The organism is Inquilinus sp. OTU3971 (genome assembly GCF_038440215.1).
This window is the reverse complement of record NZ_JASATH010000039.1, coordinates 24,427-47,569: the sequence shown is the minus strand read 5'-3', so window position 1 is coordinate 47,569 and position 23,143 is coordinate 24,427. Positions and strand designations below refer to the sequence as shown.

The 23,143-nt window shown below is 71.1% G+C and carries 26 protein-coding genes; 11 read left to right on the top strand and 15 right to left on the bottom strand.

Going from position 1 to position 23,143, the window contains the following annotated elements; all coding sequences use genetic code 11:
* Positions 1 to 83 precede the first annotated feature (83 nt).
* The 3 genes from aat (at position 84) to AAHM41_RS12630 (ending at position 2,298) form a co-directional block, all read left to right on the top strand.
* A complete protein-coding gene (gene aat / locus AAHM41_RS12640) occupies positions 84 to 734 on the top strand; it encodes a leucyl/phenylalanyl-tRNA--protein transferase (protein WP_342236894.1) in 651 nt (216 codons plus the stop codon).
* Positions 731 to 1,645 (top strand): GNAT family N-acetyltransferase, encoded by a 915-nt coding sequence (locus AAHM41_RS12635; protein WP_342236893.1) that lies wholly within the window; start codon positions 731 to 733, stop codon positions 1,643 to 1,645. The genes aat and AAHM41_RS12635 overlap by 4 nt, the downstream gene beginning before the upstream one ends.
* A 251-nt stretch (positions 1,646 to 1,896) precedes the next feature.
* Entirely contained in the window at positions 1,897 to 2,298 is a 402-nt protein-coding gene (locus AAHM41_RS12630; protein WP_342236892.1) for an MAPEG family protein, read from the top strand.
* On the opposite strand, the gene AAHM41_RS12625 is transcribed toward AAHM41_RS12630, so the two are convergent.
* From AAHM41_RS12625 to AAHM41_RS12610, 4 genes are all read right to left on the bottom strand, one after another.
* Complete coding sequence (locus AAHM41_RS12625) at positions 2,264 to 2,761, bottom strand: DUF2155 domain-containing protein (protein WP_342236891.1); 498 nt, start codon at positions 2,759 to 2,761, stop codon at positions 2,264 to 2,266. The two genes, AAHM41_RS12630 and AAHM41_RS12625, sit on opposite strands and share 35 nt — an antisense overlap.
* An 8-nt stretch (positions 2,762 to 2,769) precedes the next feature.
* A complete protein-coding gene (gene mlaD, locus AAHM41_RS12620; protein ID WP_342236890.1) occupies positions 2,770 to 3,315 on the bottom strand; it encodes an outer membrane lipid asymmetry maintenance protein MlaD in 546 nt (181 codons plus the stop codon).
* Positions 3,316 to 3,338: 23 nt separating this feature from the next.
* Positions 3,339 to 3,725, bottom strand: coding sequence for an NADH:ubiquinone oxidoreductase subunit NDUFA12 (locus AAHM41_RS12615; protein ID WP_342236889.1), 387 nt, complete (start codon positions 3,723 to 3,725; stop codon positions 3,339 to 3,341).
* 109 nt (positions 3,726 to 3,834) lie between these two features.
* Positions 3,835 to 4,758, bottom strand: coding sequence for a DMT family transporter (locus tag AAHM41_RS12610; RefSeq protein ID WP_342236888.1), 924 nt, complete (start codon positions 4,756 to 4,758; stop codon positions 3,835 to 3,837).
* 106 nt (positions 4,759 to 4,864) lie between these two features.
* Here AAHM41_RS12610 and AAHM41_RS12605 point away from each other — a divergent pair, with 106 nt between their 5' ends.
* Positions 4,865 to 5,725 carry a LysR family transcriptional regulator gene (locus tag AAHM41_RS12605; protein WP_342236887.1) on the top strand — a complete coding sequence of 287 codons (861 nt, stop codon included), beginning with the start codon at positions 4,865 to 4,867 and terminating at the stop codon, positions 5,723 to 5,725.
* Between the two features lie 296 nt (positions 5,726 to 6,021).
* Entirely contained in the window at positions 6,022 to 6,252 is a 231-nt protein-coding gene (locus AAHM41_RS12600; protein ID WP_342236886.1) for a DUF1127 domain-containing protein, read from the top strand.
* Positions 6,253 to 6,357: 105 nt separating this feature from the next.
* On the opposite strand, the gene AAHM41_RS12595 is transcribed toward AAHM41_RS12600, so the two are convergent.
* Positions 6,358 to 6,831: a winged helix-turn-helix transcriptional regulator gene (locus tag AAHM41_RS12595; RefSeq protein WP_446719446.1), complete on the bottom strand. Its 474-nt coding sequence runs from the start codon at positions 6,829 to 6,831 to the stop codon at positions 6,358 to 6,360.
* Between the two features lie 144 nt (positions 6,832 to 6,975).
* Between AAHM41_RS12595 and AAHM41_RS12590 the strand changes: the two genes are divergently transcribed.
* On the top strand, positions 6,976 to 7,596 hold the full coding sequence (locus AAHM41_RS12590; protein ID WP_342236885.1) for an FMN-dependent NADH-azoreductase: 621 nt from the start codon (positions 6,976 to 6,978) through the stop codon (positions 7,594 to 7,596).
* Here AAHM41_RS12590 and AAHM41_RS12585 read toward each other — a convergent pair.
* Complete coding sequence (locus AAHM41_RS12585) at positions 7,577 to 8,863, bottom strand: protein-L-isoaspartate O-methyltransferase family protein (RefSeq protein WP_342236884.1); 1,287 nt, start codon at positions 8,861 to 8,863, stop codon at positions 7,577 to 7,579. The genes AAHM41_RS12590 and AAHM41_RS12585 overlap by 20 nt on opposite strands.
* A gap of 94 nt (positions 8,864 to 8,957) precedes the next feature.
* Between AAHM41_RS12585 and AAHM41_RS12580 the strand changes: the two genes are divergently transcribed.
* The 3 genes from AAHM41_RS12580 to AAHM41_RS12570 all read left to right on the top strand — a co-directional run bounded on the left by AAHM41_RS12580 (position 8,958) and on the right by AAHM41_RS12570 (position 10,926).
* Positions 8,958 to 9,542 carry an RNA polymerase sigma factor gene (locus AAHM41_RS12580; RefSeq protein ID WP_342236883.1) on the top strand — a complete coding sequence of 195 codons (585 nt, stop codon included), beginning with the start codon at positions 8,958 to 8,960 and terminating at the stop codon, positions 9,540 to 9,542.
* On the top strand, positions 9,539 to 9,772 hold the full coding sequence (locus AAHM41_RS12575; RefSeq protein ID WP_342236882.1) for a hypothetical protein: 234 nt from the start codon (positions 9,539 to 9,541) through the stop codon (positions 9,770 to 9,772). The genes AAHM41_RS12580 and AAHM41_RS12575 overlap by 4 nt, the downstream gene beginning before the upstream one ends.
* A 107-nt stretch (positions 9,773 to 9,879) precedes the next feature.
* Positions 9,880 to 10,926 (top strand): aldo/keto reductase, encoded by a 1,047-nt coding sequence (locus AAHM41_RS12570; RefSeq protein WP_342236881.1) that lies wholly within the window; start codon positions 9,880 to 9,882, stop codon positions 10,924 to 10,926.
* A gap of 60 nt (positions 10,927 to 10,986) precedes the next feature.
* Here the strand turns inward: AAHM41_RS12570 and ssuD are convergent, their stop codons facing one another.
* The 3 genes from ssuD to AAHM41_RS12555 all read right to left on the bottom strand — a co-directional run bounded on the left by ssuD (position 10,987) and on the right by AAHM41_RS12555 (position 14,216).
* Positions 10,987 to 12,150 carry an FMNH2-dependent alkanesulfonate monooxygenase gene (gene ssuD / locus AAHM41_RS12565; RefSeq protein ID WP_342236880.1) on the bottom strand — a complete coding sequence of 388 codons (1,164 nt, stop codon included), beginning with the start codon at positions 12,148 to 12,150 and terminating at the stop codon, positions 10,987 to 10,989.
* Positions 12,151 to 12,169: 19 nt separating this feature from the next.
* Positions 12,170 to 13,123 (bottom strand): aliphatic sulfonate ABC transporter substrate-binding protein, encoded by a 954-nt coding sequence (locus AAHM41_RS12560; protein ID WP_342236879.1) that lies wholly within the window; start codon positions 13,121 to 13,123, stop codon positions 12,170 to 12,172.
* Positions 13,124 to 13,355: 232 nt separating this feature from the next.
* Positions 13,356 to 14,216, bottom strand: coding sequence for a LysR substrate-binding domain-containing protein (locus AAHM41_RS12555; RefSeq protein ID WP_342236878.1), 861 nt, complete (start codon positions 14,214 to 14,216; stop codon positions 13,356 to 13,358).
* A gap of 101 nt (positions 14,217 to 14,317) precedes the next feature.
* Here AAHM41_RS12555 and AAHM41_RS12550 point away from each other — a divergent pair, with 101 nt between their 5' ends.
* Complete coding sequence (locus AAHM41_RS12550; protein WP_342236877.1) at positions 14,318 to 15,262, top strand: DMT family transporter; 945 nt, start codon at positions 14,318 to 14,320, stop codon at positions 15,260 to 15,262.
* Here AAHM41_RS12550 and AAHM41_RS12545 read toward each other — a convergent pair.
* The 3 genes from AAHM41_RS12545 to AAHM41_RS12535 all read right to left on the bottom strand — a co-directional run bounded on the left by AAHM41_RS12545 (position 15,231) and on the right by AAHM41_RS12535 (position 18,365).
* Positions 15,231 to 16,259 (bottom strand): calcium-binding protein, encoded by a 1,029-nt coding sequence (locus AAHM41_RS12545; protein ID WP_342236876.1) that lies wholly within the window; start codon positions 16,257 to 16,259, stop codon positions 15,231 to 15,233. The genes AAHM41_RS12550 and AAHM41_RS12545 overlap by 32 nt on opposite strands.
* 31 nt (positions 16,260 to 16,290) lie before the next feature.
* The gene (locus AAHM41_RS12540) at positions 16,291 to 16,740 is read right to left on the bottom strand and encodes a M10 family metallopeptidase C-terminal domain-containing protein (RefSeq protein ID WP_342236896.1); all 450 of its coding nucleotides are present in this window, start codon (positions 16,738 to 16,740) and stop codon (positions 16,291 to 16,293) included.
* A 323-nt stretch (positions 16,741 to 17,063) separates the two neighbouring features.
* Positions 17,064 to 18,365, bottom strand: coding sequence for an aspartate aminotransferase family protein (locus AAHM41_RS12535; RefSeq protein ID WP_342236875.1), 1,302 nt, complete (start codon positions 18,363 to 18,365; stop codon positions 17,064 to 17,066).
* A 141-nt stretch (positions 18,366 to 18,506) separates the two neighbouring features.
* On the opposite strand from AAHM41_RS12535, the gene AAHM41_RS12530 reads away from it, so the two are divergent.
* Positions 18,507 to 19,427, top strand: a complete 921-nt coding sequence (locus tag AAHM41_RS12530) for a LysR substrate-binding domain-containing protein (RefSeq protein ID WP_342236874.1) — start codon at positions 18,507 to 18,509, stop codon at positions 19,425 to 19,427.
* A 69-nt stretch (positions 19,428 to 19,496) separates the two neighbouring features.
* Here the strand turns inward: AAHM41_RS12530 and melA are convergent, their stop codons facing one another.
* The 3 genes from melA to AAHM41_RS12515 form a co-directional block, all read right to left on the bottom strand.
* A complete protein-coding gene (gene melA / locus AAHM41_RS12525; RefSeq protein ID WP_342236873.1) occupies positions 19,497 to 20,840 on the bottom strand; it encodes an alpha-glucosidase/alpha-galactosidase in 1,344 nt (447 codons plus the stop codon).
* A gap of 37 nt (positions 20,841 to 20,877) precedes the next feature.
* Entirely contained in the window at positions 20,878 to 22,170 is a 1,293-nt protein-coding gene (locus AAHM41_RS12520; protein ID WP_342236872.1) for an ABC transporter substrate-binding protein, read from the bottom strand.
* Between the two features lie 68 nt (positions 22,171 to 22,238).
* Positions 22,239 to 23,138, bottom strand: a complete 900-nt coding sequence (locus AAHM41_RS12515; RefSeq protein WP_342236871.1) for a carbohydrate ABC transporter permease — start codon at positions 23,136 to 23,138, stop codon at positions 22,239 to 22,241.
* Positions 23,139 to 23,143: the final 5 nt, after the last annotated feature.

Below are 23,143 nucleotides of genomic sequence, written 5' to 3'. Positions count from 1 at the left end.
CGGGTGGACGTAGGCCCGCCCCTCCGCTATCGACGGGACATGAGCGCTGCCCATATCCATGGGACCATGATCCGGTTCCGGCCATGACTCGAGTCACGCCCCAGCTGCTGCTGCGCGCCTATGCCGCCGGGCTGTTCCCGATGGCGGAATCGGCGGACAGCCCGGAGCTGCACTGGTTCGACCCGCCCCGGCGCGGCATCCTGCCGCTCGGCGGCGTGCATGTGCCGCGCCGCCTGGCCCGCACGGTCAAGGCCGGCCGTTTCAAGGTCACCGCCGACCACGCCTTCCATGCGGTGATCGCCGGCTGTGCCGCGCCCTCGCCCGACCGGCCGAACACCTGGATCAACGACGAGATCGTCGCCCTCTACACCACGCTGCACCGGGCTGGCTTCGCCCACAGCGTCGAATGCTGGGATGGCGACACGCTGGTCGGTGGCCTCTACGGCGTGGCGCTGGGCGGCGCCTATTTCGGCGAGAGCATGTTCAGCCGAGCCACCGACGCCAGCAAGGTGGCGCTGGTCCATCTCGTCGCCCGGCTGCGCGCCGCCGGCTTCGCCCTGCTCGACACCCAGTTCGTCACCGACCATCTGGCCCGCTTCGGCACGGTCGAGATCGAGCGCGCCGAGTATCGCCGCCGCCTGGATGCCGCCCTGGCCCTGCGGCCGGACTGGGACGGCGCCGACCCGGAGCCGGAGCTGGCCCTGCTGCTGCAGCGACGGCCGGAGGAGCCATGACCGCCCTGCCCCTGCGCCGCCGGCCGGTGCCGGACGGCCCGATCGACGATGCGATGATCGGCTTCATCGAGGCGCATCCGGCGCCGACCACGCCGTTCGAGCCGCGCTGGGGCCTGTCCCGCCTGGTGCTGGGGCCCGGCAGCATCATCGACGCGGTCGACGCCGAGGGCCGCCGGGTCGCCGTCGCCGCGGTGGTCGACGCCACCACCAACGGCCGCGACGCCGCCATCCTGGTGCCGCTCTGCCTGCTCCCCGGCTGCGACGGCGACGCGCTGGCCGCCTTCCTGCTGGATGAGGCCGAGGCGATCACCGCCGCCGGCCCCCGGCGCCGGCTGGAGGTCGGCACCGAGGACGTGTTCGCCGGCCGCGCGGCCGAGCTGCAGGCCCGTGGCTATCGCGAGGCCTACCGGATGCATGTGATGCACCGACCGCTCGATACGCCCCCGCCGCCGGTGCCGCCTTTGCCCGAGGGCCTGGTCTGGTCGCCGCCGACCGAGGCGACGATGCGCAGCCAGCACGAGGCCGTCAGCCGCGCCATGGCGCCCGTCCCCGGCGCCAGCATCCCGGATTTCGAGAGCTTCGCCGCCCGTGCCCGGGCGATGCCCGACCAACACGGGCTGATCCTGCGCGGCGACGCCGTCGCCGGGTTCCTGCGCGTGCATCTGCCCAAGACCGCCGGCGGCGAGGGCGACGTCGCCCTGATCGGGCGCCATCCGGACCATCGTGGCGGCGGGCTGGGCGACATCCTGGTGGCCGAAAGCCTGCGCCGGCTGCACGCGGCCGGGGCCGGCACCGCGGCGCTGGAGGTCGCGGCCGTGAACGACGCCGCCCTGGCGCTGTACCGCCGCCACGGCTTCGCCGTGACCGAGACCATCCCGGTCTACGCCAAGGATATCTCGGCGGTGGGATAGCGGTTCCAGGTCGAAGCAACTGCCTTTTGCGTTGCCTCTCCCGCTTGCGGGAGAGGTCGGAGACGCGAAGCGGCTCCGGGTGAGGGGATTTTGTCGAGGCCGGGGCCAGCCCTCACCCGGTCTCGCTGCGCGAGCCCGACCTCTCCCGCCAGGCGGGAGAGGCAAACACGACGAATGGTCGATGGCGGATCGTTCTTCACCACCTGGTGGAGGGCAGCGACAATGCGGCAGACGCTGCCGGAGTCGCCGCGATGAGTTTTGCCCTGTGGATGGTCCTCGCGGCCATCCTGCTGCCCTATCTGACCGTGATGCCGGCCAAGGTGACGTCGCGGATCGACAACCACGCCCCGCGCCGGGACATGGAGCGGATGAGCGGCTGGCAGCAGCGGCTGGACTGGGCCCATCGCAACCATTTCGAGACGTTTCCGGCCTTCGCCGCGGCGGTGATCATCGCCCAGATGCGGGGTGCGCCGCAGGGCTGGGCAGACCTTCTGGCCGGCCTCTTCATCCTGTTCCGGCTGGCCTATACCGGCGCCTATGCCGCCGACCGGCCGAGCCTGCGCTCGAACATCTGGTCGCTCGGCTTCCTCTGCGTGCTCGGCCTGTTTGCGCTGGCCGCTATTGGCGGCCCGGCGGCAGGGCCGGCGGGATGATCTTCATCTCCGGCAGCGGCAGCGGCGAGGCATCCGGCACGTTCTCGTCGACCTCCTGCTGGGCCGCGGCCGCCGCCGGCGAGGTGTCGGTGCAGCTGACCACCCAGACGTCGTAGACCGGGTGGTCGAGCGCCGAGACGCCGGGCGAGGACGAGAACATCCAGCCGCTGAACACCGTGGCCGCCGGCTTGCTGGGCGGGGTGTCGGTGATTTCGAGGAAGGCCGCACTCTCCGGCGGGTCCTCGGGCGGCGCCTTGCGGCAGGCGCGGACGGTGATGCCGAGCGTGCCGAACTGCACCGTCTCGCCGACCTTGGCCTCGAGCGGCTGGGTCCGCGCCGTGATCTTGTCGAGGCCGCGCAGCTCGGCGATCGGCTGGTCGATCGTGGCCGCGGCCTGGGCGGCGCCCGGGAGGGACGCGGCGGCCAGCACCGCGAGCGCGGGAAGCACGAGAAGGCTGCGCATGGTCCGGATCAATTCCCCAACATGCCGCCGGGCTTGCCCTGCGGCGCCTGGCCCTGGCCCGGGGCGCCGGCGGCACCGCCGCTGCTGGCGCGGTCACCGAGCTGGCCGATGCTGAAGATCACCTGGCCGAGCAACTGCTCCAGGCTCGGATTCGACTGGGTGTATTCGATGGTGTCGCCATCCTTCAGCCAGCCATTCGGGTCGTCCGGCCGGGCGCCGGGGCTGAGCGAGAGGCTGCGGCCGCCGAGCAGCCCGTCGCTGCTGATCGCCGCGGCGGTGTCCTGCGACAGCTTGACCGACGGGTCGATCGACAGCAGGACATCCGCCAGATAGCTGTCGGGGTTCAGGGTGATGCTGGTGACGGTACCGACCTTGACGCCGCCGATCCGGACATCGGTGCCGGCGCCGACGCCGTCGGCCTGGTTGAACTGCGCCTTGAGCGTGTAGCCGGAGGTCGAGCTGAGATTGGCGCTGGTATAGGCGAATCCCAGGAAGACCAGGGCGACGGCCAGCACGACCGCACCCATCACCGTCTCGATGACGTTCCTGTGCATCGCTGTTCCTCAGACCTGCCCGGTCACGCCGGCGTCCAGGGCTCGTAGTCGCCGGTCGCCTTGGCGCGATGGCTGCCGCGCAGCGGATGGCCGGGCGGCAGATAGGCGTGGCCTGTGCCGGTCGGGTTGGCCTCGGGCGGCTGCTGCCAGGGGCGGCGGAACGGGCTGGTGTCGCCCGGCGGCTCCTGGAAGGTGTGGTGCAGCCAGCCATGCCATTCCGGCGGCACGCGGGTCGCCTCGGACTTGCCGCCGTCGAACACCACCCAGCGCTTCTCGCGGCCGCCCTGGGCGACCTTGCGGCTGCGGTAGTAGCGGTTGCCGAGGGCGTCCTGGCCGACCAGCTGGCCACGCCGCCAGGTGACGAAACGGAGATAGGCGCGGAGCCCGAATTCGGTCAGATCGAAGGCCATGGATCTCAAGGACATGCCGGGTGACGGCCCCCGGCCGTCGAACGGCGCGGACTATGGCATCGCCGGCCGCGTCCGTCCAGTGCGCGCGCCGACGCGCCGCGGGGCAATTTCAAGGCAGGCGGGCCGGACCCGGCGCTGCGGCGGTGGCCGCCGGGGCGACCCGCCGGCCGTCCGTCGCCGCCAGCCCGATGCCGGCGGCAACCGCGGCGAGGCCCGCCAGCAGCGGCCAGCCCAGCGGCTCGCCCAGTGCGAGGACACCGAGCAGCGCTGCGACCACCGGGTTGACGGCGACCGAGATCGCCACCCGGGTCGGGGTGGTGCGGCCGAGGGCGAAGACCCAGAGGAAGAAGGTCAGGGCGCCGCCGACCACGCCGAGATAGAGCACGGCGGCCCAGCCCGCCGGTTCCAGGGCCGGCAGCGCCGCCGGGCGGGTCGCGAACGTCAGCGCGGCCAGGCCGCAGGCGCCTGCCGCCATGCCGAGGGCGCTGAAGGACAAAGGCGAAGACCGCCGGACGAAAGGCCGTGACCACACATTATAAAGTGCGGCGCACCCCGTCGCCCCGATCATCAGCAGGTCGCCACGCCAGGCCTCCGGCGGCGCATCGGCCAGGCCGGTGCCGAGCGCCAGGGCCACCCCCGCCATCGTCACGACCACGCCGGCGGCCTTGCGCGGTGTCAGTCGCTCCGCCCCCAGCGCCGCGCCGACGGCCAGGGTCAGCAGCGGCTGGGTCGACAGGGCCAGCGCCCCGCGCGCCGCGGTTGTGTGCGCCAGTGACGCGTTGAACAGGAACGGGAAGGCGGCGAAGAACAAGAGGCCGAGCAACACCACCGCAGGCCAGTCGCGCCGCGGCGGCCAGGGCGAGCGTAGCGCCAGCACCACCGGCAGCAGCAGGACGCAGCCGATGCCGAAGCGAAACACGCCCAGCGTCGCCGGGTCCAGCGCGCCCATCAGAGAACGCGTCGCCACCACGGAGGTGCCGCCGAGCGTGCTCGACGCCAGCGCCGCCGCCACACCGAGTCCTTCGCGCGCCATCGCCCGCCCCCTCCTCCACCGTGCGGCGCAGGATAGGAACGGCGGTCGACTTCACGGAAACGCATAATCATGATCTGCCGAATCACGAATCGTGATGGAGCAACGGATGCTCGACCCGGACCTGCTGCGCGCCTTCGTCGCCGTCGCCGATCATGGCTCCTTCACCCGCGGCGCGGCGGCGCTGAACCGGACCCAGTCGGCCGTGAGCATGCAGATCCAGCGGCTGGAGGGCGCGATCGGCGCCGCGGTGCTGGACCGCAGCCGCCGCGGCTTGCGCCTGACCCCGGCCGGCGAGGTGCTGCTGGGCTATGCCCGCCGCATCCTGTCGGTCTCGGCCGAGGCGATGGGCCGGCTGCGCGACCTGCAGGTCGAGGGCATTGTGCGGCTCGGCGTGATGGAGGATTACGGCACCCGGCTGGTGCCGCCGCTGCTGGCCGGCTTCGGCGCCGCCCATCCGCGCATCCAGGTCGAGATGGTGACCGGGCTGACCACGCCGATGCTGCCGCGGCTGGGCGAGCGATTCGACCTGGTGCTGGCGATGCATGGGGCGGGCGACGGCGGCGGCACCTTCCTGCGGCGCGAGCAGGCGGTCTGGGCCGCCGGCCGGGATGTCGCCGTCGAGGAACGCACGCCCCTGCCCCTCGCCCTCTATCCGCAGGGCTGCCTGTTCCGGGCCTGGGCGATGGCGTCGCTCGACGCCGCCGGCCTGCCCTGGCGCCTCGCCTTCGTCAGCCACAGCCTGGCGGCTGTGACCGCGATCGCCGCCCAGGGCCTGGCCGTCACCGTGGTCAAGGCCGGGCTGCTGCCGCCGGAGCTGCGACGCCTGAGCGAGCGCGACGGCCTGCCGCCGCTGCCCGAGGCCGATATCCGCCTGCACCGCGCCCCCGGCCTTGCCCCCGCCGGCGAGCTGCTGGCGCGGCATCTGACCGATGGCCTGACCCTGCCGGATCGCGCCGCCGGGGTGTGATGGTAATCACACTTAGCATGCCTCAACGCCCATCCGGGATGCAGCACCCGCCCAATCGGTTTGCACTGCAACAGGGGCGTTTATGGCGGAATTGCGACGAATCCCGAGGTTCGAGGCGGAAGCTGGGCAGACGGGGCGCCCAAATGTCAGGCAATGCAGGCGATGCATTGCTGCGGTGCGAAGAGCAGGGGTGGAAGCATAGCTACCGTAAGCGCATATATCGGCTCGTGCGATGCAACGCACACCGCGCCGCGAACCTCTCGCTGGTCGCGGCACGTGAAGAAGGAAATGCTGAAGTGAACCTGATCAACAAGCTTGTCGCCGCCTGGGATCGTCGTCGTGCCTATGCTGCCCTGATGCAGCTCGATGACCGCCTGCTGGCCGATATCGGCATGAACCGCGGCACCATCTCGGAGCGCCTGGCGCGCGCCGCCCGCGACACCAACGTCGCCCCGGCCCCTGTCGCCGTGCTGCGCCCGGCCGTTGCCGCCGCGAACGAAGATTCGGTCATCCGTCGCGCCGCGTGATCGGCACGACCGGAGGCACCCGGTCCGTCTCCTCCCCCGGATCCGGGTCGCGAAAACCCCGCCGAGCGTAAGCCGGCGGGGTTTTCTTTTGCCCATCCGCCGGACTTACCGGCCGTTCCGCCCCGCGGTGCCGAAATCGGACATCGCCGCCGGCCGCGGCCGGACCAGAGGGGGAACCTTGCGCGGCGGATGCGGCACCTCGGCGCCCGGCTTTGCCGCATCGAACACCTGCCGCGACTGCTCGATCGCCGCGTTGTGCTCGGTCGCCCAGGCGAACAGCGCCTTCAGCGGCTCGATCAGGGTCTGGCCGCGATCGGTCAGCGCGTAATCCACCCGCGGCGGGATCGTCGGGAACACGGTGCGGGTCACCAGCCCGTCCCGCTCCAGCCCGCGCAGGGTCAGCGTCAGCATCCGCTGCGAGATGCCGCCGATGGTCCGGCGCAGCTCGTTGAAGCGCATCGGCCCGTCCGACAGCAGCCCGACCACCATCACCGTCCATTTGTCGCCGACCCGGGCCAGCACGTCGCTGATCGCCCGGCACTGGTCGTGGGCAGGGTCATGGCTGTTGCTCGGTTCCAAAAATGTGCCTCCTTGCGCGGCTCATAGGCAGTCATCAATTTAGCCCCAGTCACTAAATGTGACTACCCTGGGCCAGATCAACCCGGGGTTTCATCGGCCGGCCGGCCCATCCCCCTGCCCCTCGACCATGAGGACCCGTTCCCGATGAGCCGAATCCTGTTCGTCACCTCCAGCCCGCGCGGCGCCGCCTCGCTGTCGACCAAGGTCGCGACCGCACTGGTCGACCGGCTGCAGGCGCAGTCGCCCGGCGCCTCGGTCGTCCACCGCAACCTGGCGGCGCAGCCGCTGCCGCATATCGGCGAGGATTTCCTGGCGGCCCAGGCGCTGGCGGCCGAGGCCCGCAGCCCGGCGCAGCAGGCGGCGCTGGCCTTGGCCGACACGCTGACGCAGGAGCTGTTCGCCGCCGACACCATCGTCGTCGCCTCGGCGATGATCAATTTCGGCCTGGCCTCGACGCTGAAGAGCTGGTTCGACTACCTGCTGCGCGCCGGCGTCACCTTCCGCTACGACGAGACCGGCGTGCACGGCCTGGTCAGCGGCAAGAAGGTGTATCTGGTCGAGGCCCGCGGCGGCGTCTATTCCGAGGGCCCGGCCAAGGCCTACGACTTCCAGGAGCCCTATCTGCGCCATGTGTTCGGCTTCATCGGCCTGACCGATGTCGAGTCGATCGCGGTCGAAGGCGTCGCCTATGGCCCAGACGTTGCGGAGAAGGCCGTGGCCGGTGCGCTGGACAAGGTCTCGACGATCACGGCCCGGGCGGCCTGATCCGGGCTCCGGGATCGGCCGGAGGCGGGCGGTCCGGGACGGCCGCCCGTCGCCCGACCCGCGGCGGAGACGTAGCGCCGGCCAGCCGCCACACCAGCGCGCTGGCGCCGCGATTCTCCACCCAGAGGCCCCGTCCGGGCCGGGGTGCTTGCTCGGCGCGCACCACCTCCAGCTCGAAGGCGGCCGGGCCGGGCATGCCGAGCGCCGTCCAGCGCCGGTAGGCGGCGTCGAGGCGCCGCACCGCCTCGGGCGAGCCATAGCTGAGCAGCATCCCGGGCCGGCAGAGCGCGACCGACCGCGCTGCCGCGTCGACCAGGCCGAAGGGTGACACCGCCGGATCCTCGCCCGCCCCGTCATCGAACACCGTGAAGCCGGGTTCGGTCTGGCCGAGGAACAGGCGGAAGGCGTAGGCCGCGCCGCCGAAGCGGGCCGGATCGCGGAGGCCAAGCGACAGTGGCCGATGCAGCACCGCTGGTCCGCCGATCCTTGGCCAGAACGGCAACTCCTCGAGCCGCCGGCGCTCCGCTCCCCCTTCCTGCCCCGGGCCGGTGAAGCGGACGAAGCGACCGGGGACCGCCTCCAGCATCCGGAAACGGTCGCCCTCCCGGCGCAGCACCGCGACATGGCAGTCACGGCCGGCGCCGCCCGCCAGCGCGATCGGCAGCAGCAGCCGGCCGCCTTCGGCCACCTGATCGAACAACGCCGCCGGCAGGTCCCAGACCGCGGCGGTGACCATGGCCCGGTCATAGGGCGCTCCGGCGGCATGGCCGGCGGCACCGTCGCCCTCGACAACCGCGACATTGGCGATGCCCAGCGCTGCCAGGTCGTCCCGGCTGCGCCGTGCCAGAGCGCCCAGGATCTCCACCCCGACCACGCGGCCGTCGCCGATCAGCCGGCCCATCACGGCGGCGAGCCAGCCCGAGCCGGAGCCGATCTCAATCACCCTGTGCCCCGGCTCCAGCCCGAGCCGGTGCAGCAGCCACAGCACGTAGCTGGGCTGGGAGTTGGTCGAATCGAGCGCGGCGTCGTCCGGTCCGACATGGGTCAGCACCCGGTCGCTGTAGACGGCGGCGAGATGGCGCGCGGCGTCGAAATCCTCGACCGGCCCGGCCCGATCGGCCTGGAACCGATGCACGAAGCGATGGCGCGGCGCCTCCCGCACCGCCCGCCGGAACCGCTCCGGCAGGCCTTCCTCGCCGCCACGGCGGAAGGCCGTGTCGAGCATGGCCAGAAAGCGGGTGATGTGCGTCTCGATCTCCGGCTCCATGATCCCTCCGATTGCCTGCCAGGGAATGCACACGCCCCGTCCTGCCTCGGACAGGAGATATTTTTCATCGCGCCTGTCCGCATCCGGCGGCGCCATGCGCATAGTGCAACGGATGCAGGACACCTCGCCCCTCAAGCCGTGGATCGCGCGCCAGGCCGCCGGCCGGACCGAGCAGGAGGTCCGGCGCGCCATCGCGGCACTGTCCGAGCCGGACCTGCTGCGGCTGCAGGCGATCGCGCGGCTGCGCTGCCGCGGCCTGCCGGGGCTGGACTGGCAGGAGCTGCTGCACGACGCGGTGCTGCGCGCCCTCGACGGCTCCCGCCCCTGGCCGCCCGGCGTGACGCTGATCGCCTTCCTGGCCGGAATCATGCGCAGCCTGCGCAGCGACCATTGGCGCCGCCATCGGGCCATGGCGGCGGCGCTGTCGGCGCAGGCGGCGGAGATCGCCGATCAGGCGCCGGACCCGGAGCGGATCGCCGCCGCCAGCCAGGCGCTGGCGGCGATCGACCGGCTGTTCGCCGACGATCCGGCGGCGCTGGCCGTCATCCTGGGGCTGAGCCAGGGCCTGTCGGCCGAGGAGATCCGGCAGCGCGTGGGCCTGTCCGAGACCGAATATGATTCCACGCGCAAGAGGATGAGGCGGGCGCTGCTGCGCCACGGCCTCAAGGGGTCGCCATGACGCATCGACCCGACCGGGCGCTCGAACGCCTGCTGGACGCGCTGGAGGCCGAGCTCGTCGCCGCCCCGGAGGATGAGATCCGGCAGGCTGCCGCCGAGGCCCGCCGCAAGGTCTCCTATAGCGCCTGGGATGTCCGCGGCGTGATCCGGCGTGCCGAGGCCGCCTTGTCCCCGGCCGCCCCCGCCGCCCCCGTTCCGCAGCCCTGGCTGCCGCCGCCGCGCTGGCACTAGAGCGAAGTTCACAGGCCTGACCCGCGGCGACAAACCGTCTGGCGGATGCGGTCCAAGCTGCTAGCCTGCGGCCGCAACCCGACACACCGTCACCAACGGAGAGATGCATGGAATACCGTCAGCTCGGCGGATCCGGCCTCAAGGTTCCCGCGCTCAGCTTCGGCACCGCCACCTTCGGCGGCGCCAACGAGTTCTTCCAGCGCTGGGGCAGCACCGACGTCGCCCAGGCCAGCCGCATGGTCGATCTGTGCCTGGAGGCCGGGGTCAATTTCTTCGACACCGCCGACGTCTACAGCCAGGGCGTCTCGGAGGAGATCCTCGGCCAGGCGCTGAAGGGCCGGCGCGACCAGGTGCTGATCTCGACCAAGGCCACCTTCGGCATGGGGCCGGGCCCGAACGATGTGGGCTCGTCGCGCCACCACCTGATCCGGGCGTGCGAGGCCAGCCTGAAGCGGCTGGGCACCGACCATATCGACCTCTACTTCATGCACGGCTTCGACGCGCTGACGCCGGTCGACGAGACGCTGCGGGCGCTCGACGACCTGACCCGCAGCGGCAAGATCGGCTATATCGGCGCCTCCAACTTCTCCGGCTGGCAGCTGATGAAGGCGCTGGCGACCTCGGAGCGGTACGGGCTGGCGCGCTACGTCGCCTATCAGGGCTACTACTCGCTGATCGGCCGCGACTACGAGTGGGAGCTGATGCCGCTCGGCCTCGACCAGAAGGTCGGGCTGATGGTGTGGAGCCCGCTCGGCTGGGGCCGCCTGACCGGCAAGATCCGGCGCGGCCAGCCGGCCGGGGCGGGCCGCGTCGCCTCCGGCGGCGATGTCGGCGGGCCGCCGGTCGACGACGAGTACCTGTACGACGTGGTCGACGCGCTCGACCGGGTGGCGCAGGAGACCGGCAAGTCCATCCCGCAGGTGGCGCTGAACTGGCTGCTGCAGCGGCCGACGGTCGCCAACATCGTGGTCGGCGCCCGCAACGAGGAGCAGTTGAAGCAGAATCTCGGCGCGGTCGGCTGGAATTTGACGCCGGAGCAGGTGGCGCTGCTGGACGATGCCAGCCACCGCAGCCCGGCCTATCCCTACTGGCACCAGACCGGCTTCGACGAGCGCAACCCGAAGCCGACCGCCTGGGTGAAGCGGAAGGGGTAGAATCCTCGTGTCGTAGGTTGGGTTCGCGAATCGCGACCCCAACCTACGGCCGCCTCCGCCTCACGACACCGCGGTCAGCTTCGGTCGTCCGGCGCCGGTGCCGAACTCGCCCGGATGCAGCTCATGCGCCCCGGCCTGCGCGCCGCCGGCGCCGATGCCGAGCGCCGGGAACAAGAGCTCGGCGACGTTGTACGCCTCCTCCAGATGCGGGTAGCCGGAGGCGATGATGGTCTCGATGCCGAGATCCTGGTATTCGCGCAGCCGCGCCGCCACCGTCTCCGGGTCGCCAACCAGGGCGGTGCCGGCGCCGCGCCGGACCAGGCCGATGCCGGCCCAGAGGTTCGGCCCGACCAGCAGCCGGTCGCGCCGGCCGCCATGCAGCGCCGTCATCCGCTTCTGCCCGACTGAATCCGAACCCTCGGCCAGCTTCTTCTGGGCCTCGGCGATGGCGTCGTCGGAAACGTCGCGGATCAGCCGCTCGGCCACGCGCCATGCCTCCTCCTCGGTCTCGCGCACGATCAGGTGGAGGCGCATGCCGAAGCGCAAGGTGCGGCCGCGGGCCGCCGCGCGGGCCTTGGCCGCGTCGATCTTCCCGGCCACCTGGTCCAGCGGCTCGCCCCAGGTCAGGTAGGTCTCGACCTGGTCGGCGGCGAGGTCCAGCGCCGCGTCGGAGGAGCCGCCGAACCACAGCGGCGGATGCGGCCGCTGCACCGGCGGGAAGGACAGCTTGCCACCCTTCACCTTCAGGAAGTCGCCGTCGAAATCCACTGTCTCGCCGGCCAGCAGGCGGCGCCAGATGGTCAGGAACTCCGCCGCCTGGGCATAGCGGGTGTCGTGGTCGAGGAAGACGCCATCGCCGGCCAGCTCGGCCGGGTCGCCGCCGACCACGACGTTGAGCAGCAGCCGGCCCTGGCTGATCCGGTCCAGCGCCGCGGCCTGGCGGGCGAAGAAGGCAGGCGTGGCCACGCCGGGGCGCAGCGCCACCAGGAAGCGCAGCCGCTCGGTCGCTGTCGCCAGCGCCGTGGCGGTGATCCAGGCGTCCTCGCAGCCGCGGCCGGTAGGCAGCAGCACGCCCTTGTAGCCGAGCCGGTCGACCGCGGTGGCGATCTCGCGCAGATAGCGGAATTCGGCCGGGCGGTGCCGGTCCTGGGTGCCGAGATAGGGGCCGTCGCCGCTGGTCGGGATGAACCAGAACAGGTCGAGCGGCTTGCGGGTGTCGGACATGGGTGAATTCCTGCTGTGGTCAGGCGCCGGTCCAGACGATGTCGCGGATGGCGATCGGCGCCGGGATCAGCCCCAGCGCGGCGAAGCGGTCGGCGATCTTCTGCTGCTGGGCCACGATCTCCCCGGTCAGCGGGCCGATCTGGAAGCCGGCGCGGTCGACCGAGCGCTGCTCCGCCGCCAGGCTGATCCCGGTCTCGTCGGCAAACAGCTTCGCCACCTCGGCATGATGGGTCTCGGCCCAGGCGCCGACCTCGCCCAACGCCCCGACCAGGCTGCGCAGCGCCGCGGGATGGTCCGTGGCGAAGCCCTTGGAGGCGAGAAAGTAGGAGTTCTGCGGCTCGACATCGGCGGAGGTGGCCAGCACCTTCGCCTCCTCCTCCAGCTCGGCGATGGCGAAATACGGGTCCCAGATCGCCCAGGCGTCCAGGCTGCCGCCGGCGAAGGCGGCGCGGGCATCGGCCGGGGCGAGGTAGACCGGGGTGATGTCCTGCCAGCCCAGCCCCGCCTTCTGCAGCGCCGCGACCAGGAAGTTGTGGGCGCTGGAGCCCTTGCCGACGCCGACCCGCAGCCCCTTCACATCGGCCACGGATTTGGCGGTGGAGCCTTTCGGCACCACCAGGGCCTGGCCCTTGCCGGCCGCCGGCTGGGCCGCGGCGTAGACCAGCTCGGCCTGTGCCGCCTGGGCGAAGATCGGCGGCGTGTCGCCGGTGGCGCCGAAATCGATGCTGCCGGCGTTCAGCGCCTCCAGCAGCGGCGGGCCGAAGGCGAATTCGATCCATTCGACCGCGATCCCCTGCGGGGCGAAATGCTGCTCCAGCGACCTGCGGGTCTTGGCGACCAGCAGGATGCCGTTCTTCTGGTAGCCGATTCGGATGGTTTTCGGCGCCTCCTGCGCCCCGGCCGGGCGGCCGGTGAGCGGCACGGCGGCGGCCAGGGCCAGGGTGGTCGACAGCAGGGTGCGGCGGGAGAGCATGTCCGATCCTCCAGAACAGGACGGATAATCTCTCAGCCGTTTATGGAGTACGTCAACAAGATTCTACGGAGAATATGTTTAATATATATATTCTACATGTTTTACAAGATAACTGTCATGGCGAGGCGCGCAGCGCCGTGGCCATCCAGGGGCCTGCGTCGCTGGATGGCCACACCCCTTCGGGGCTCGCCATGACGAGGTGGGAGGCGCTGTATTCGCAGCGGGAGCGTGGTCAGGCCGCCTCGGGCCGCTCCTCGGCGCAGCTTTCGGCCAGTTGCTCGGCCACGATCCGCACGGCCGGGGACGCGCCGGGCTGGAGCATGACGGCGAGCTCGCTGGGCGGGACCGGCGGGAACCCTTCCTCCGGCCGCAGGATGCGGAGGTCGTCGCGCACGGAGCGCGCCACCAGGATGCCGATGCCGAAGCCGCAGGCGATCGCCGCCTGCACCGCCGGCAGGTTCGAGCCGGTGAAGGCGATGCGCCAGCGCCGGCCGGCGCTTTCCAGCGCATGGATCGCCCGGGCCCGGTAGATGCAGCCCTGGCCATAGGCGACCAGCGGCACGGGGTCGCCCTCCGGCACGCCGTGGCGGCGGCTGGCGACCCAGACCAGCCGCTCCGGCCAGGCGGCAACGGCGGTGCCGATGCCGGAGTCGCGCCTGATCACGGCGATGTCCAGCTCGCCCTGGCCGAAGGCACGGCGCAGCTCCGACCCGGCGTCGCAGCGCACGTCGAGCCGCAGCGCCGGGCGCAGCCGGGCCAGGCCGGACAGCGCCTCGGTCAGCCGCTCGGCGGCAAAATCCTCGCCCAGCCCGACCCGCACCACCGCCATCCCGTCCGGCCGGCGCAGCGCATCCTCGGCCTCGTCGCTCAGCGCCAGCAGGCGACGGGCGTAGCCGAGCAGGCGCTCCCCCTCCTCGGTCGGCGCCACGCCGCGCCCCTGGCGGTGCAGCAGCGGCCGGCCGACCGCCTGCTCCAGCTTGCGGATCTGCTGGCTGACGGTGGATTGGGTGCGATGCACCCGCTCGCCGGCGCGGGTGAAGCCGCCGGCATCGACCACGGAGACGAAGCTGCGCAGCAGGTCGAGGTCGAGCATGGGACACCTATCGGCATTTCCACTGCACCCCATTTAATCATTGAATTTCCAAATAGTCACGCCGGCCTCTAAGGTGCAGCCGATCCGAAGGAGATCAACCCATGGACGCCGTCTCGATCCCGGCCTCCGGCCGCAGCGCCCTGGTGCGCTGGGGCTTTCCCGCCCTGTTCGTGGTGCTGTGGGCCTCGGCCTTCACCGCCGCCAAGGTGGCGGTGACCTACGCCCCGCCCTTCCTGCTGCTGTCGACACGGTTCCTGTTGGCCGGGCTGGTGCTGGCCGGCCTGGCCCGGCTGTCGGGCCGGCGCTGGACGCTCGGCCCCGGCGCGGTGGTGCGCTTCGCCCTGCTCGGCGTCGTCACCATGGCGGTCTATCTGGCCCTGTCCTATTTCGGGATGCAGAGCGTCACCTCCGGCTTCGCGGCGCTGATCATCAGCATGAATCCGGTGCTGACCGCGGTGCTGGCGGCACCGCTGCTGGGCGAGCGGCTGACCCGGACGAAGCTGGCCGGGCTGGCGCTCGGCGTCGCCGGCGTCGGCATCGTGCTGCAGAGCCGCCTCGCCGGCGGCATCGAGGGGCCGGTCGGCATCGCCTTCACCTTCGGCGCGCTGGTGGCGCTGTCCGCCGGCACCATCCTGTACAAGCGGATCGCGCCGCCATCGAACGGACCGTCCGGCGATCTCTGGTACGGCACCGCGGTCCAGACCCTGGCGGCCGGCATCGTGCTGCTGCCGCTGGGCCTGGCGCTGGAGCCGGTCTCGACGATCCGCTGGACGCCCGAGCTGCTGGCCGGCTTCCTCTGGCTCGCCCTCGCGGTGTCGCTGTGCAGCTACCTGCTGTGGTTCGACATGCTGGACCGGCTCGGTGCCTCGACCGCCAGCGCGCTGCACTTCCTGGTGCCGCCGATCGGCCTGCTGCTGGGCTGGGCGGTGCTGGGCGAACATGTGCCGCCGCTCGACATGCTCGGCGTGGTGCCGATCGCGCTCGGCATCCGCCTGGTCACCCGCCCTGCTCCGGCTACAGCGCGAGGTCGTCGATCTGCAGGGTGATCGAGCCGGACAGGATGATGCGGAGATCCGCCGCACCATCGCCGTCGACATCGCCCAGGACGGTGGTCATCCCGTCGCCGACCTCGTAGCGCAGCTCACCGGGCTGGTGGCTGAACGGGGTGTCCCAGATGAAGCCAAAACCCTGGTGGCCCGCCACAGTGGCGTCGGCATCGATCACCACGAGGTCGATGACGTCGCCCTCGGCCTGATGGAAGTCGATGATCCAGTCCGCGCCCGGCCCGGCCTGGCTGTCGCCGACCGACCAGAACTCGAAGGTATCGGCACCGGCGCCGCCGCTCAGGGTATCGGCCCCGGCATCCCCGATCAGCCGGTCGTTGCCGTCGTTCCCGTACAGGAGGTCTCCGGCCGGCCCCCCGCCGATGAAATCATCGCCGCCCCAGCCGCGCAGCTCGCTGCCCGAATAGGAGCCGACCAGCACGTCGCCATAGGCAGTGCCCCAGACGTTCTCGACGCCGGTGATGACATCCCCCTGAGCCTCGCCGAACTCGGCGATGCCGCGCCCGAGATCGACATGCACGCCCTCGAGGCCGTTGTAGTCGACGGTGTCGATGCCGTCGCCGCCATCGATCGAGTCCGCCCCCGCCCCGCCCTGGAGGAAATCGTCGGCCGTTCCGCCGACCAGCCGGTCGTCGCCATCGCGGCCATTGAGCGTGTCGTTGCCGCCGAAGCCGCGCAGCTCGTTGGCGGCGTCCGATCCGGCCAGCACGTCGCCATAGCCGCCGGTGCCCCAGACATTCTCGATGTCGTACAGCCAGTCGCCCTCGGCCTCCCCGCCCCAGCTCTGGCCGGCGGCGAGGTCGACGGTGACGCCGGCATTGCCATTGTAGTCGGCCGTGTCGATCCCGGCGCCGCCGAACAGCGCATCGCCGCCGGCCCCGCCCTGGAGGAAATCGTTGCCGTCGAAGCCGAAGAGGATGTCGTCCCAGGCGCCGCCGACCAGAAGATTGTCGGCGGCATCGCCATAGATCGTCGTCATGGATCGCTCCTGCGATGCGGAAGGCTGCCGGTTACAGCACGAAGTCCGAGGCCTGCAGGCCGACCACCCCGTCCAGGCGGATGTGGAAGTCGGAGACGCCGTCGCCGTTGATGTCGCCGGCGATGGTGGCGACGTCTCCGGCCAGGGCATAGCGCAGCTCGCCGGCATGGTGGGTGTAGAGGCCGGTGCCGATGAACCGGAACGCCTGGTTGCCCGCGGCCGCGGTGCTGGCGTCGATCGCCGACAGGTCGATCCGGTCGCCCTGGGCATGGCTGAAATCGGTGATCAGGTCCGCCCCGGCGCCGGTCGGGCTCTGCGCCGTGCCGGCATAGACGAAGCGGTCGGCGCCGACGCCGCCGGTGAGCATGTCCCTGCCGCCGGCCCCGGTGAGGACGTCGTTGCCGTTCCAGCCCTGCAGCACATTGACGCCGGCATTCCCGGCCAGGCTGTCATTGCCCTGGCTGCCGGAGAGATTCTCGATTCCGGTCAGGGCGTCGCCCTGGGCGCCGCCGCCGCTGGCGGTGCCGGTGGTGAGGCTTCATTGGCGTCGCTACCGGTCCACTGGACCATGAGGATCTCCCGACAAAGGGCGGGCGCGTCGGCCGCGCGCCGCCCGGTCCGTGATGAGGAGAACCAGCCCTGTCCGGTTCGGTCGCGGCGGGCCCCTCCGCAGGGGTGCCGTCGCCGCCGGCGGGTCGTGCCGCCGGGCCCGGTCGAATGGGCGAGACAGTGTCGGGAATCGGGAACGCCCTCAACCCCCGAGGATTAGGGGTCCAGTCCTCGGGGCGAGGGGCATGTCGGCGCTCAGGCGCCGGCCAGGACCTGCGTGATCGCCGCGTCCAGCAGCTCGACGCCCAGGTCGATCTCGGCATCGGTCGCCGTCAGCGGCGGCGCGATGCGCATGGTGCCGCCGGAGAGGCCGGCGCGGACGATGTTGGCGGACAGGCCGAACTCCAGCGCCGTGTCGGTGACCGCGTCGGAGATCCAGGCCGCGTCCCGCCCGCCGGCATCGGCGAATTCCAGACCCAGCAGCAGGCCGCGGCCGCGGACGTCACCGATGCAGGGATGGCGCCGCTGCAGCCCGCGCAGGCCTTCCGCCAGCCGCGCGCCCGCTTCGGCCGCCCGCGCCGCCAGCCGCTCGCGGGCCACGATCTCCAGCACCTTCAGCCCGATCGCCGCGGGCAGCGGGTCGTTGACATGGGTGGTGTAGAACAGGAAGTGGCGCGCCTCGGCCTCGGCGGCGATCGCCTCGCTGGTCATCACCGCGGCCAGCGGCAGCCCGGCGCCCAGCGTCTTCGACAGCGTCAGGATATCCGGCATCACGCCGTCGCGCTCGAAGGCGAACATCAGGCCGGTCCGGCCAATGCCGGTCTGCGCCTCGTCCAGGATCAGCAGCATGCCGCGGGCCCGGCAATGCACCTGCAGCGCTGCCAGGTAGCCCGGCGGCAGGTCCAGCACGCCGCCGCTGCTGAGGATCGGCTCGGCGATGAAGGCGGCCAGGTTGCCGGTGCTCTGCCGGTCCAGCAGATCGAAGGCATCGTCCAGCTCCTGCCGCCAGTCAACACCGGGGAAGCGCGGGCGATACGGGTTCGGCGCCGGGATCGCGAACTGGCCGGGCATCAGCGGGCCGGTGCCGTGCCGCCCAGCCTTGTAGGTGGCCGCCGCGGCGGCGCCGGTCATGCCATGCCAGGACTGGGTGAAGCCGACGATCTCCCATTTGCCGGTGACCAGCTTGGCCAGCCGGATCGCCGCCTCGTTCGACTCGCCGCCGGTCGACAGCAGCATCACCTTCGGCAGGCCCGGCACCAGTTCGGCCAGGGCCTCGGCCAGATCGACCACCGGCGCCGACAGCATCGAGGAGAACAGGTGGTCGAGCCGCCCGACCCCGTCGCGCACCGCGGCCACGATCTCCGGATGGGAATGGCCGAGGATGGCGCTCATCTGGCCGGAGGTGAAGTCGAGCACCCGGCGGCCGGCAGCGTCATAGAGGAAGGCGCCCTCGGCCCGCACCGGCACGAAGGGCACGAAGTCGCCGCCATAGCGCAGCAGGTGGCGGCGGGCGCGGGTCCAGAAGGCGGTGTCGGGTGCGGCGGCGAACTGGTCCATGGCTGGGCTCCGGGCCACGCTGCGGCGGAGGACGCGGCCGGCGTGGCGCGCCGCGTGCCGATATCCTCCGCTCGGTCCGGCTTGGCGGCAAACGCAGAGAATTCGCTGGACTCGTGAGGAGAATTCACCACTCATCGACCGATGAGCCGGTCGCCCCTGCCGCTGCGCGCGCTCGCCGCCTTCGAGGCCGCCGCCCGCCTGGAAAGCTTCCGGGCGGCGGCGGAGGAGCTGGCGCTGACCCCGTCGGCGGTCAGCCACCAGATCCGGATCCTGGAGGCGCGGCTGGGCCTGCGGCTGTTCGACCGGGTCGGCCGCGGCGTGGTGCTGTCGCCCGAGGGATCCGAGCTGTTCGGCCGGATCGGCGGCAGCTTCGACGCCCTGGCCGAGGCGGTCGAGGCCGCCGCCCGCCGCGGCCGGCGCGCCCGCCGGCCGGAGGTGGTGCTGCTGCGCACCCCGCCGTCGCTGGCCGGCAGCTGGCTGCTGCCCCGCCTTCCAGCTTTCCTGGCCGGTCATCCGGAGATCGACCTGCGGGTCCATGCCGATCTGCGCCTCGCCACCGAGAGCGGTGCCCGCTCGGAGGCCGACGGGGTGGATCTGGCGATCTGGTACGGCGACCATGCGCCGGCAACGGCGGTGCCGCTGCTGGCCGAGACGATCCAGCCGCTCTGCGCCCCGGCCCTGGCAGCCGGCGGCAACCTGCACGGGCCGCGCGACCTGCTGGCCCTGCCGCTGATCGTCACCCGCGACAACCGCGTGTCCTGGGAGGGCTGGTTCCGCCGCCAGGGCGTGGCGCTGGATGACGGCTTCGCCCGCACCCTGCAGCTCGACCCGTCGCATGTCGCCATCGAGGCGGCGGTGAAGGGCCTCGGCGTGGTGCTGGAGAGCGATGCGCTGGCCGAGGACGCGCTGCGCGGTGGCCGGCTGGTCGCCCCGCTCCCGGGGCTGGGCCTGTCCTGGACCGCCTATTGGCTGGGCGTCGCCCGCGGCTCGGCCAGCCGGGAGGGCGTGGAGATCGTGCGTGCGTGGCTGGTGGAGAGCGCGGCGCGCACCGCTGGGGATTAGAGCAGCCGCCAGCCATTCGCATTGCCCCTCCCGCGTGGCGAGAGAGGCAACACGCAAGCTTTGCCTGCTTTAAGCGACCCGCAGCAGCGGCGCCGGCTTGGTGGACGGGCGCAGCGCCTCGGGGATCCACTCGCCATGCGCCGCCAGCAGGTCGTCGACCAGCTTCCAGATCTGGTCGAGGTCCAGCTCCGCCGCCGTGTGCGGGTCCAGCATGGCGGCGTGGTAGATGCGGTCGCGGTTGCCGGTCAGCAGCGCCTCGACCGTCAGCGACTGGACGTTGATGTTGGTCTGCATCAGCGCCGCCAGATGCGGCGGCAGCCGACCGATGCCGATCGGCTGCACGCCGTTGCGGTCGACCAGGCATGGCACCTCGACCGTGCAGTCTTCCGGCAGGTTGTCGATCAGCCCGTGGTTCTGCACGTTCCCATAGATCACCGCCGGCTGGCCGGTCTCCTTGGCGCGGATGATGGTCGAGCCGTATTCGACGCTGCGCTTGATCTCCAGCGGCACCGACGGGTCCTGCAGCTGGGCCTTGAGCGCACCCCATTTGTCGATCTGGCGCTCGCAGCGGGTGATGTACTCATCGAGAGGGATGTTGAACCGGTCGACGATCTCCTCGCGCCCGCGCTTGATGTACCAGGGCACGTATTCGCTGAAATGCTCGCTGGACTCGGTGACGAAATAGCCGAGCCGCAGGAACATGTCGTAGCGGACGCGGTTCCACTCCGGCACCCGCCCCTCCTCCACCACCTTGCGGATCAGCGGCGTCAGGTCTTCGCCGTTGCGCTCGAACTTCAGGTAGAAGGCCATGTGGTTGATGCCGCCGCAGAGATAGCTGATCTCCTCGACCGGCACGCCGATATCCTCGGCGATCTCCGCCGCGGTGCCCTGCACGCTGTGGCACAGGCCGACGGTCTTGATCTTCGTCGCCCGGTTCAGCGCCCAGCAGTTCATCGCCATCGGGTTGGCGTATTGCAGATGGGTCACGTCCGGGCACAGCCGCTCCATGTCCCGGGCCTGCTCCAGCAGCACCGGCACGGTGCGCAGCGCCCGCATGATGCCGCCGATGCCGAGCGTGTCGGCGATGGTCTGGCGCAGCCCGTAGGTCTTCGGCACCTCGAAATCGGTCACCGTGCAGGGCTTGTAGCCGCCGACCTGGATCATGGTGATGGCGTAGTCGGCGCCGTCCAGCGCCCGGGCGCGGTCGGTCGTCGCCTCGATCGTCGCCGGCGCCTTCAGCGTCTCGGCGATGCGCCGGGCCACGACCTCGGAGGTCGCCAGCCGCTCCGGGTCGATGTCGTAGAGGGTGATGCGGGCATCCGCCAGCTCCGGATAGGACAGGATGTCGCCGATCAGGTTCTTGGCGAAGACCGTGCTGCCGGCGCCGATGAAGGTGATCTTGGGAGAGGTCATGGTCGGGTCCCGGTTGGCGGATGGTTGAGAAAGCTCGCTACTCGAACAGCGCGTTGACCTGGTCGTTCGCTTCCTTCAGCAGCGGCGCGACCGGCACGTCCTCGAGGAAGATCCGGTCGAAGGCCACGTTCATGATCGACACGACCTGCGGCGAGTAGTCGGTGATCGGGTAGAGGAAGGTCTGGTCCGGCGTCGCCTCGCTGGTGAAGGCGGTGACGTCCTGGCCGCGGGTGGCGAAGGCGTCCTGCGCCATCTTGGCCGCGTCCGGGATCGCCGGGAACACGACGCCGGCCTTGCCGATGATGCCCTGGCACTCCATCGACCCCAGGAACTTGACCCATTCCCAGGCCTCGTCCGGATGCTGGGTGCCGGTCCAGATCGAATCCCCGAGGCCGTTGAACATGCTCTTGCGGCCCTGCGGCCCCTTCGGCAGCGGCACGAAGCCGTGGGGGAAGGACACGTTGCTGGCGTACCAGGTCGCGTTCCACGAGCCGTCGGGGACGATCGCGCCCTTGCCGGCGCCGAGCAGCGCGGTGCCGCCAAGGGCACCGACATCCTTCTGCGGCAGGGCGTAGCCCTTCTTCAGCCACAGGTCGCGCAGCCAGGTCAGGGTCTCCGCCAGGGTCGGGTCGTCGTAGTGATACTTCGTGCCCCAGGGCTCGTCGATGAACTTGAAGCCGGCGGAGACGGCCAGCCAGCTCCACTGCGTCTGGCCGTAGGCGTCAGGCCCGACCTTGGGGGCGATCAGCCCGTACTGCACCACGCGCTTCGGGTCGAAGCCGGCCTCGTCGCCGCGCTTGCCGCTGGCGTCGAGCGACAGCCGCGCCAGGATCTTCTCGAAGCTGCCGCCGTCCTTCGGGTTCCAGGTGGCGGCGCGCAGCTCGTCGACCGTCACCCCGGCCTTGTCCAGCATGTCCTTGTTGTAGACGAGGGCCACCGTGTCCCAGTCCTTCGGCATGCCGTAGAGCTTGCCATCGCGGGTCCACAGGTCGACCAGCCCCAGGCTGTAGATGCCGGTGTCGACCTTGTCGCGCTCGACCAGCGGCGTCAGATCCATGATCTGCTCGTTGGCGACGAATTCGGGGTAGGAGCGCAGATGGTCGGCGAACACATCCGGCGCCTCGCCCGAGACGAAGCCGGTCGACAGCGTGGTCCAGTAGTCGGTCCAGGCGTACTGCGTCACCTTGACCGTGATGTCGAGATGCTTGGCGTGGAAGGCGTCGGCGCATTGCTGGTAGTGCGGCGCCTGCAGCGCGTCCCACAGCCAGTAGTTCAGCGTGGTCTCGGCCCGGGCGGCGCCGCCGGCCGCGACCAGGGACAGGGTGGACAACTGCAAGATCCTCGACAGACTCACGCGCATCTCAGGCCTCCTCCGGTTTCCTTGGTTGACGCCGCGGGTCATTTCAGCCCGCTGAACTGCAGGGATTCGACGACGCGCCGGCCGAACAGCACGAGCAGCACGATCACCGGCACGATCGACAGCACGGTGGCGGCCGTCATTCCGGTCCAGTCCGGGTTGCCGCTCTGCTGCTGCGACTTGAAGGCGGACAGCGCCACCGAGACGACCCGGACCTCGGCGTCGCGCCCGACCAGGAACGGCCAGAAGAAGTCGTTCCAGGCGTTGATCGACAGCAGGATCGCCAGGGTGGCGATGGCGCTCTTGTGCACCGGCAGCACCACCGACCAGAAGGTGCGGAACGGCGTGGCGCCGTCGATCCGCGCCGCCTCCTCCAACTCGCGCGGGGTGGTCAGGAAGAACTGGCGCAGGAAGAACACGGCGAAGGGCGACATCAGCAGGGTCGGCGCCACCATGCCCTGGAAGGTGTTCAGCCAGCCCAACTCGCGGATCAGCACGAAGTTGGGGATGAACAGCACGATCGCCGGGATCATGGTGGCGGCGATGAACAGGTAGAAGATCACCGTCGACCCGATGAAGCGGATCCGGGCGAAGGCATAGGCGGCCAGCGCCGAGAAAAAGATCTGCCCGCCCACCGTCAGCAGCGTGAAGATCAGGCTGTTGCGCAGCGCCAGGGCGAAGTTGATCGGCGTCGACGGCGTGGCGGGGTTGACCGGCGCCAGGCCCAGCACGCGGCGGAAATTGTCCAGGGTCACCTCGACCGGCACCAGGAGCGTCGCCTGGTCGAACAGGGTCGAGGTCGGCACCAGCGCCGTCTTCAGCGTGATCCAGAGCGGGAACAGCGAGCAGACGATGAAGCCGGCCAGCATCGCCCAGGCCAGGATGCGGCCGGTGGAGAAGCGCGGGAAGGAGGCGTGCGACAGGACGGCGGTCGCGGTCATGGCGG